At 70.2% G+C, this 8149-nt stretch carries 9 protein-coding genes; 5 read left to right on the plus strand and 4 right to left on the minus strand.

What is annotated here, in order from left to right:
* On the plus strand, nt 1-525 hold a 525-nt coding region (locus CPCC7001_RS14270; protein ID WP_043368500.1), incomplete at its 5' end, for an Asd/ArgC dimerization domain-containing protein.
* Here the strand turns inward: CPCC7001_RS14270 and purN are convergent.
* Nucleotides 505-1179 carry a phosphoribosylglycinamide formyltransferase gene (gene purN, locus CPCC7001_RS02165; protein WP_043369358.1) on the minus strand — a complete coding sequence of 225 codons (675 nt, stop codon included), beginning with the start codon at nt 1177-1179 and terminating at the stop codon, nt 505-507. The two genes, CPCC7001_RS14270 and purN, sit on opposite strands and share 21 nt — an antisense overlap.
* Before the next feature lie 7 nt (nt 1180-1186).
* Here purN and CPCC7001_RS02170 point away from each other — a divergent pair, with 7 nt between their 5' ends.
* The 3 genes from CPCC7001_RS02170 to CPCC7001_RS02180 are packed head-to-tail and all read left to right on the plus strand — an operon-like array spanning nt 1187 to nt 4189.
* Entirely contained in the window at nt 1187-1546 is a 360-nt protein-coding gene (locus CPCC7001_RS02170; protein WP_006911014.1) for a DUF1257 domain-containing protein, read from the plus strand.
* A gap of 10 nt (nt 1547-1556) precedes the next feature.
* On the plus strand, nt 1557-3311 hold the full coding sequence (locus tag CPCC7001_RS02175; RefSeq protein WP_225867147.1) for a M61 family metallopeptidase: 1755 nt from the start codon (nt 1557-1559) through the stop codon (nt 3309-3311).
* Nucleotides 3308-4189: an N-acetylmuramoyl-L-alanine amidase gene (locus tag CPCC7001_RS02180; protein ID WP_006910835.1), complete on the plus strand. Its 882-nt coding sequence runs from the start codon at nt 3308-3310 to the stop codon at nt 4187-4189. The genes CPCC7001_RS02175 and CPCC7001_RS02180 overlap by 4 nt, the downstream gene beginning before the upstream one ends.
* 32 nt (nt 4190-4221) lie before the next feature.
* Here CPCC7001_RS02180 and CPCC7001_RS02185 read toward each other — a convergent pair whose 3' ends face one another.
* Entirely contained in the window at nt 4222-4956 is a 735-nt protein-coding gene (locus tag CPCC7001_RS02185; protein WP_043368502.1) for a hypothetical protein, read from the minus strand.
* A gap of 361 nt (nt 4957-5317) precedes the next feature.
* On the opposite strand from CPCC7001_RS02185, the gene CPCC7001_RS02190 reads away from it, so the two are divergent.
* Entirely contained in the window at nt 5318-6940 is a 1623-nt protein-coding gene (locus tag CPCC7001_RS02190) for a glucose-6-phosphate isomerase (RefSeq protein WP_006911242.1), read from the plus strand.
* A gap of 17 nt (nt 6941-6957) precedes the next feature.
* Here the strand turns inward: CPCC7001_RS02190 and CPCC7001_RS02195 are convergent, their stop codons facing one another.
* Together CPCC7001_RS02195 and CPCC7001_RS02200 are read right to left on the minus strand one after the other, a co-directional pair.
* Complete coding sequence (locus CPCC7001_RS02195; RefSeq protein ID WP_369699338.1) at nt 6958-7788, minus strand: ABC transporter permease; 831 nt, start codon at nt 7786-7788, stop codon at nt 6958-6960.
* A partial coding sequence (locus tag CPCC7001_RS02200) for an ABC-2 family transporter protein (protein ID WP_198006444.1) occupies nt 7788-8149 on the minus strand: 362 nt, incomplete at its 5' end. The genes CPCC7001_RS02200 and CPCC7001_RS02195, both read right to left, overlap by 1 nt.

Consider the following 8149-nt stretch of genomic DNA (forward strand, 5'->3'; position numbering starts at 1 on the left):
GTGGTGGATGCCAAGACCGGCACCAGCGGCGGCGGCCGCGCCGCCAAGGAGCACTTGCTGCTGGCGGAGGCCGCCGAGGCGATCGCCCCCTATGGCGTGGTGGGCCATCGCCACACCAGTGAGATCGAGCAGATCGCCAGCCAGGTGGCCGGGGAGACGATCCAGCTGCAGTTCACCCCCCACCTGGTGCCGATGGTGCGCGGCCTGCTGGCCACGGTGTACTGCCGCCTGCGGGATCCCGGGCTCACCGCCGACGACTGCCGCACCGTGGTGGAGTCGGCCTATGCCGGCAGCCCCTGCGTGGAGGTGCTGCCCGTGGGCACCTATCCCTCCACCAAGTGGGTGCGCCAGACCAACCGGGCACTGCTCTCGGTGCAGGCCGATCCCCGCACCGGGCAGTTGATCGTGATGGGGGCGATCGACAACCTGGTGAAGGGGCAGGCGGGCCAGGGGGTGCAGTGCCTCAACCTGATGGCTGGTCTCGAGGCCACCACCGGGCTGCCCCTACTGCCCTTCTATCCCTAGGGCCCGGGCCGCCAGCCGCACCCCCAGCGGCAGGAGCCGGTGCTCCTGCCGCTGAATCCGGGCCGCGAGCCGCTCGCGGCTGTCGCTGGCCAGCACCGGCACCGCGGCCTGCACCAGGATGCGGCCCGCATCCACCTCCTCGCTCACCAGGTGCACTGAGCAGCCGCTGAGGGTCACGCCGGCGGCGAGGGCCTGGCCCACGGCGTCGATGCCGCGAAAGCTGGGCAGCAGGGAGGGGTGGATGTTCACCAGCCGGTTGGGGAAGGCGGCGATCAGGGTGGGGGTGACGATCCGCATCCAGCCCGCCATCACCACCAGATCCGCCCGGACCTGGCGGAAGGCGGTGATCAGGGCGTGATCGAGGGATTCCCGGCTGTCATGGAGGCGGTGGTCAAGCAGAAGGCAGGGCACCCCCAGCCGTTCGGCCCGCTGCAGGGCGCCGCACTGGGGCTTGTTCACCACCAGCAGGCTCACCTCCCCATGCAACCGGCCTTCACGGCAGGCCGTCACCAGGGCCTCGAAGTTGCTGCCGTTGCCCGAGGCCATCACCCCCAGCCTCACGGCCTGCCCGTTGGGGGATTCCTCCGGATCGTGCGGTGGCAATGGCCACTGGATGCTCAGCCCGGCATCGCTAGTGTCGTGTAAAGCGGGCATCGGGTTCATGTCCCATCTCTCCATCCTGCCAACCCTGTTCCGCGACCCTGAAACGCTGGCCGCGACCCTTGAGGCCGCCGGTCTGGTGCCCCTGTGGGGTGGGGTGCTCCAGGGCTTCGCCGAGGAAAGCCAGGCCGTGGTGCTCCGGGTTCACCTCCAGGGTGGTGGAACCCTGGGCTGGCGGCGTCAGCCCGACGGCAGCCTGGCGCTGGTGGGGGATCTGCAGCGCCTCAGCCGCAGTCGTTCCCTGCAGGCGCTGCTGGCCAGGCTCACCCGTGCCTACGCGGCCCGCAGCGCGGTGAAGGACGCGCAGCTTCAGTTCGAGGGCACCGCCCATGGTCCCGTCCACTTGAGCTTCAGCGCCTGAGTCAGCTGCGGTGCCCTCGTCGTTCTTGCCCAGTCCGTTCCCGCCCAGCCTCTGTCTCGATCTCCGCGCTCCCGAATCCCACCTGGTGGGGGTGCGGCTCCGCTACCAACCCTCCCGCCGGCAGCTGCGGTTCGCCCTGCCGGCCTGGACCCCGGGCTCCTACCTGATCCGCGACTACGTGCGCCAGCTCGAGGGGCTGGTGATCGAGCAGGCGGGGGTGGAGCACCAGCCCCGCCGGGTGGGACCAAGCCAGTGGGAGCTGGTGCTTCCCGGCCTCGAACCCCTCGAGATCCGGTACAGCATCCTCGCCACCGAGCTCACGGTGCGCACCTGCCACCTGGATGGCGATCACGGCTTCCTGGCCCTGGCAGCAGTGGCGCTGGAGTTGGAGGGGGAGCGGTGGAGCCCCCATCGCCTCGTGCTCGAGCTGCCGCCAGGCTGGAGGCCCTTCGTGCCCCTGCCCGCCGATCCGGAGGGCACCTGGACCGCCCGCGATTTCGACCAGCTGGTGGACACTCCCGTGGAGGTGGGCCCCCACCCCTGCCACAGCTTCAGCGTGGCCGGGGTCCCCCACCGCTGGGTCAGCTGGGGACGCACCCTGGCCGGCAACGATCCTGTGGAGGAGGACGCCCGCTGGCTGGCGGATGTGGAGCAGGTGTGCCTGGCCTGCTGCCGGCTGATGGGGGTGGAGCGGCCCGCCGCGGACCACTACCTGTTCGTGCTGCACCTCAATGCCGATGGCTACGGAGGGCTGGAGCACGACACCAGCACCGTGCTCCAGTACGGCCGCCGTCGCCTGGCCCGTCCCGACGGCCGCCGCAAACTGCTGCAGCTGGTGGCCCACGAGTACCTGCACCAGTGGAACGTGCGGCGCCTGCGCCCCGCCGAACTCACCCCCTACAGCTACGGCCAGGCCGTGGTGATCCCCACCCTCTGGTTCGCCGAGGGCATCACCAGCTACGTGGATCAGCTGCTGCCCTTCAGTGCAGGGCTCGGCAGCCTGGATGGGCTGCTGGAGGATCTCGGCGCCGACCTCAGCCGCTATCTGCTCACTCCCGGCCGGGCGGTGCAGAGCCTGCGGCAGAGCGGCGAGGAGGCCTGGGTGAAGCTCTACCGCGCCGATGCCCACTCCCCCAACAACCAGATCAGCTACTACCTCAAGGGAGCGGTGCTGGCCCTGGTGCTCGATCTGCACCTGCGGCGCCATGGCAGCGGTCTGCCGGCGGTGCTGCGACACCTGTGGCAGCGGCTGGGCCGCGTCGGTCGGGGCTACCGCGAAGCCGATCTGATCGAGGCCTTCGCGGCCGGAGCCCCCGACCTCGCCACCCTGCTGCCCGCCTGGCTGGACGGCGTGGAGGATCCCCCCCTGGCCGAGCATCTGGCCGATGTGGGGCTGAGCCTGGAGAGCCGCCGCTCCGAAACCGTCTGGCTGGGCTGGCAGCTGCAGGGCAGGCCCGAGGGCTTGACGGTGCAGCGTGTTGTGCGTGACTCTCCAGCGCAACGGGCTGGATTGACGGTGGGCGATGAACTGCTGGCCCTGAACGGGTGGCGCCTGCGGCAGTCCGAGGACCTGAAGGCCGTGCTGGCCAGCGTCGATCCGGGTGCTCCCCTGCAGGTGCTCTACGTCCGTGACGGTCAGGTGCGCAGCGCCGATCTCCAGCCCGGGCCTCCGGCGGTGGAGGCCTGGAGCCTGCGCATCGATCCCGGCGCCGAGCCCGCGGCGGAGGCCCGCCGCCAACGCTGGCTTGCCCTGGAGTGTCCATGAACCTGCGCCAGCAACCCCTTCTCGTGGCGGCCGTGGCGGCGGCGGGCATGCTGGTGCTGGGCGTGATCGGCTGGATCAGCCGGGGCCTGGCGGATGCCGAGGCGGGGAACGGCAGCAGGGCTTCGCTGCTGGAACTGCTCGAGGAGGTGCGCCAGCCCCCGATGGCTCCGGAACCTGGCCGCCGCAATGCCCCAGGCCCGCCCTCGGAGAGCCGCTGGACCTCCCCCATGACGTCCCCCCGCTGTCTGGCGGCCGCCAACGGGCCCCAGAGTCAGCGGCTGCGCGCCCTCCTGGAACAGCTGCGCACCAAGCCGGTGCGGTTGCGAATCCACCCCACCAACTACGGCATCCGCTACAGCCGTGATGCCTTCGGCAATCCCCTCGATCCCACCCCGCGGGTGGTGGTGCTGCACGAAACCGTCTTCGGTATCGGCTCGGCCATCAACACGTTCCTCACGCCTCACCCCCGCGATGAAGACCAGGTGAGTTACCACGCCGTGATCGGCCTCGACGGCAAGACCGTGCTGCTGCTCGATCCGGAGCAGCGGGCCTTCGGTGCCGGCAACTCCGCCTTCCGCGGCCAGTGGGTGGTGACCAATCCGGAGTTTCGGGGGTCGGTGAACAACTTCGCGCTGCACGTGAGCCTGGAAACCCCCCTCGACGGCGAGGACGACGGCCCCAGCCACAGCGGCTACACCGCAGCCCAGTACGACGCCCTGGCCGCCCTGCTGGCCGACTGGATGGAGCGTTACCCGATTCCCCCCGATCACATCACCACGCACCGCGCCGTTGATCTGGGGGGTGAGCGGGCGGACCCCCGCAGCTTCGACTGGGGCGCCCTGCAGCGCCGGCTGGAGAGCCTCGGCGCCTTGTGCTGAGCCGGCTCAGATCAGCTGATCCGAGCAGCTGATCAGATCAGGGGAGAGAGGGCCGGCCGGCGGCTGCCGTAGAGCAGGGCGTGCAGCGCGGGGTCCTGCATCGAGCGCAGGATGCGGCGGGGGTAGTCGAGCTTGCCGTTGTGCAGGTAGGCCAGGGTGGCCAGCGCCTTGGCGTCACGGGGATCGGCGCTGGCCTGCAGCACCCGGTCGCGGGGCAGGCCCAGAGCCTCGCTGAGCCGGGTGAACTTGCCCACCAGCAGCACCACGTTCTGCTGCGGATCGAGCAGCTGACGCCGCGCCTCCATCACCTCCTCCGGGGAGGCATCGGGGCTCAGCAGGCCCTGGTGCACCATCTCGCCCAGGCCGAGCTGGGCCGGGCCATGGGTGCTGAACAGTCCGGAGTGGGCGGCGATGGGCAGGTCCTCCCCCGGCTTGGCGTGCCGCATCTCGTCGAACAGCACCGCCGCCACCAGCAGCGGATTGATCCGATGCTGGGCCGAGGCGGAAAGGATCACCGGCCGCAGATCCTCCAGCCGCGCCAGGGTGTGGTTCCGCAGGGGTTCGAACTGGTCGATGCCTTCGGTGAACAGCTGGGCCAGCTGCGGCTGGGGACCGTGCACACCGAAGCGGCGCTGAAGCTCCTGCAGCTCACTGGGCGAGAACTGCAGCGGATCCGGGTTGGGGTTGTCCTCGGGGTAGTACACGCTGTCGCTCAGGCCCGGCTGCAGCACCAGGGTGGGAGCGTCGTGCAGCTGGCCGAGCGGCATCGAGGCTGCAAGCCCCAGGCTCGCCAGAACCCCAAGACCCCTGAGCCTGCGGCGTGCCGCAGGTGGGCAGAACAGTGCTCTAGAGAACAGTGCTCGGCAGAACAAGGCTCGGCAGACGATGTGATCCCCGGAGGCGCTGTCCCGTCCAGGGCCCTGGCGCGAGGCCAGCTTCACCGAAGTGGAGCCGAAGCGCACATGGATCCCGTCGAACTGCCTTCGGATCTTAAGAACAATTTCAACCCCTGCCTTCTTGGCCAGAACGGTCCAGTCGCCGACCCCTGCGTCCTGTCCATCGGCACGATCACGCCTAGGTTCGGCAGGCCAGACCTCGGCGTCGTGCGACGCCAACCCTGCCGCCTCCATGCCTGCCGACTTCAATGGCTCCGATGCCGTCACTCAGTGGAGCCGGTTCTGCGAGCTGCTCTGGCACCACGAGGAGCTGGGCTTCTGGCTGGATGTGAGCCGGATGGCGCTGAACCAGGACGACCTGGACCGGCTTCAGCCCGGCTTCACCAAAGCCTTCGCGGCCATGGCGGCGCTGGAGGGCGGCGCCATCGCCAACCCCGATGAGCAGCGGATGGTGGGGCACTACTGGCTGCGGGCGCCCCAGCTGGCCCCCGATGCCGCCACCGCCCGCCACATCGCCAGCGAGATCGATCAGATCGAGGCCTTCGGCCGCAACGTGCTCTCCGGCACCCTGGCGGCTCCCGGTGGGCAAGCCTTCACCGATGTGCTCTGGATCGGCATCGGCGGTTCAGGGCTGGGCCCCCTGCTGATGATCGAGGCCCTGCAGCAGGAGACCAGCGGCCTGCCGTTCCACTTCATCGACAACGTGGATCCGCAGGGCATCAGCCGCATCCTGGGCCGCCTGCACGATCGCCTCGCCACCACCCTGGTGATCGTGGTCAGCAAGTCGGGAGGCACCCCGGAGCCGCGCATCGCCATGGAGCAGGTGCGCGAGCGCCTCACCAGCCAGGGCGGCCACTGGGCCCGCCAGGCCGTGGCCGTGACCATGCTGGGCAGCCGTCTCGACCAGCTGGCGGAGCGGGAACAGTGGCTGGCCCGTTTCGACATGTTCGACTGGGTGGGCGGGCGCACCAGCATCACCAGCGCGGTGGGTCTGCTGCCGGCGGCCCTGATCGGCACTGATCTGCGGGGCTTCCTGGCCGGGGCCGCCCAGATGGATGAGGCCACCCGCACGGCGTCCCTCACCGCCAATCCCGCGGCGCTGATGGCGGCCGCCTGGCATGTGGCGGGCCACGGCCGCGGCGAGCGCGACATGGTGCTGCTGCCCTACCGCGACCGCCTGGCCACATTCAGCCGCTATCTGCAGCAGCTGGTGATGGAGAGCCTGGGCAAGAAGCTCGACCGCGATGGCCAGGTGGTGAACCAGGGCATCGCCGTCTACGGCAACAAGGGGTCCACCGACCAGCACGCCTACGTGCAGCAGCTGCGCGACGGTGTGGACAACTTCTTCGTGACCTTCATCGAAGCCCTCGACGACCCCACCGACATCCCCGCTCTGCACGGGGAGCGTCCGGGTGACGTGCTCGAAGGCTTTCTGCTGGGCACCCGCACGGCTCTGATGGAGAGCGGCCGCCAGAGCATGGCGATCACCCTGCGCCGTTTCGACGCCCAGGCCCTCGGTGCCCTCGTGGCCCTGTTCGAGCGGGCCGTGGGGCTCTACGGCGAACTGGTGAACATCAACGCCTACAACCAGCCCGGCGTCGAGGCCGGCAAGCTGGCCGCCGCCTCGATCCTGGATCTGCAGGCGAAGCTGGAGAGCCTGCTGGCCGACGGGCAGACCCGCAGCCTCGCGCAGCTGCAGCAGGGCCTGCAGGCCAAAGGCCAGACCGTGCCGTCACCGGAGCCGATCTTCTGGATCCTGCGCCACCTCAGCGCCAACCAGCCCGCCCTCCGCGTGGAGGGGGACTGGGGGCAGCCGGACACCCTGCAGGTCACCCTGCAGCCAGCCGCCGCCTGACTCAGCTCGAAGCTGATTCAGCTCGAGGCGGAGGTGTAGTGGCGCAGGGCGAACCGCCAGAACCAGCGGCTTGCCGCGAAGCACACGGCCGCCACCAGGAGACCTCCCACAGCCCAGGCCGGGTGCCCCCGGCCCAGGATCGCTTCGGCCGGCACGGTGGTGAGGAAGGCCACGGGCAGCACGAAGGTGAACACCAGCCGCAGGGCTGCGGGGTAGGCGCTCACTGGATAGCGGCCGGCCACCAGGGTGTAGCGCAGCACTTCGGTGGCGTTCCACACCTTCACGAACCAGATGCTGAGGGCCGCCAGCACGAACCAGAGGCTGTAGAGGATCACGGCGCTGGCGAGCACCAGCGCCAGAGCCAGCAGCACGCCCGTGGGGTGCCAGCGGGCTCCCGCGCGACCGGCGGCCCAGCCGCAGAGGGCCAGGCCGGCCACAACACCGGGCAGGCCCCAGGGCGAGAGCATGCGGGTCGAGAGCCAGAACTGGCTGTCCACGGGCTTGAGCAGCACGTAGTCGAGGCTGCCGGTCTGCACATGCCCCACGATCCGGCTGAGGTTGGGCTGCAGCAGGCTGGTGGTGAACCCTTCCAGCAGGGTGTAGAGGCCCAGCACCACCAGGGCCTGATCCCAGCTCCAGCCGCCCAGCTGCGCCCCATCTGCGCGGGCGGGGCCACCGAACAGCAGGCCCAGCACGAACAGGCTGCCGGCCAGGTTGCCCAGCACCGAGAGGGCCTCGATCCAGAAATTCGCGGGGTATTCCAGTTCGGCGTTCAGGGCCGTGGTCCAGAAGCAGCCCAGGCTGCGCCAGTAGCGCCTCAGCAGGCCCTGCCGCGCCCGCTCTCCCATCACGCCCCCATGGCCCCGTAGCGCCGCAGCCCCTGCCGCCACAGCCAGGCGGCGATCGGCAGCGCCAGGACGCACCAGGCCGCGATGGCGCCAAAGCCCTGGCCCACATCCACCGGCGCCCCCGCCAGCAGCCGGGCCGGGAAGTCCACCATCCAGGGGAAGGGGGTGGCCTCGGCCAGGCGCCGCATCCCGGGTGGGAAGGTGTCGAGCGGGGCCACCAGACCGGAGAGGAACAGGTAGGGAATCATCAGCAGCCGATCGAGGGCAGCGGCGCGTTCCGTCCAGAAGCAGGCCATCGCCACCACGGTCTGGATCAGGAAGCGGAGCAGAAACACGGCCGGAATGGCCAGGATCCCCAGCA

The sequence above is a fragment of the Cyanobium sp. PCC 7001 genome, assembly GCF_000155635.1.
GTDB lineage: Bacteria > Cyanobacteriota > Cyanobacteriia > PCC-6307 > Cyanobiaceae > NIES-981.

What these genes read in the sequence shown, in the direction of transcription:
- CPCC7001_RS02170 (WP_006911014.1), top strand. Translation starts at nt 1,187, where the DNA reads ATGTCCCATCTCTCCATCCTGCCAACCCTGTTCCGCGACCCTGAAACG.
- CPCC7001_RS02185 (WP_043368502.1), bottom strand. Translation starts at nt 4,956, where the DNA reads ATGCCGCTCGGCCAGCTGCACGACGCTCCCACCCTGGTGCTGCAGCCG.
- CPCC7001_RS02195 (WP_369699338.1), bottom strand. Translation starts at nt 7,788, where the DNA reads ATGGGAGAGCGGGCGCGGCAGGGCCTGCTGAGGCGCTACTGGCGCAGC.
- CPCC7001_RS02190 (WP_006911242.1), top strand. Translation starts at nt 5,318, where the DNA reads ATGCCTGCCGACTTCAATGGCTCCGATGCCGTCACTCAGTGGAGCCGG.
- purN (WP_043369358.1), bottom strand. Translation starts at nt 1,179, where the DNA reads ATGCCCGCTTTACACGACACTAGCGATGCCGGGCTGAGCATCCAGTGG.
- CPCC7001_RS02180 (WP_006910835.1), top strand. Translation starts at nt 3,308, where the DNA reads ATGAACCTGCGCCAGCAACCCCTTCTCGTGGCGGCCGTGGCGGCGGCG.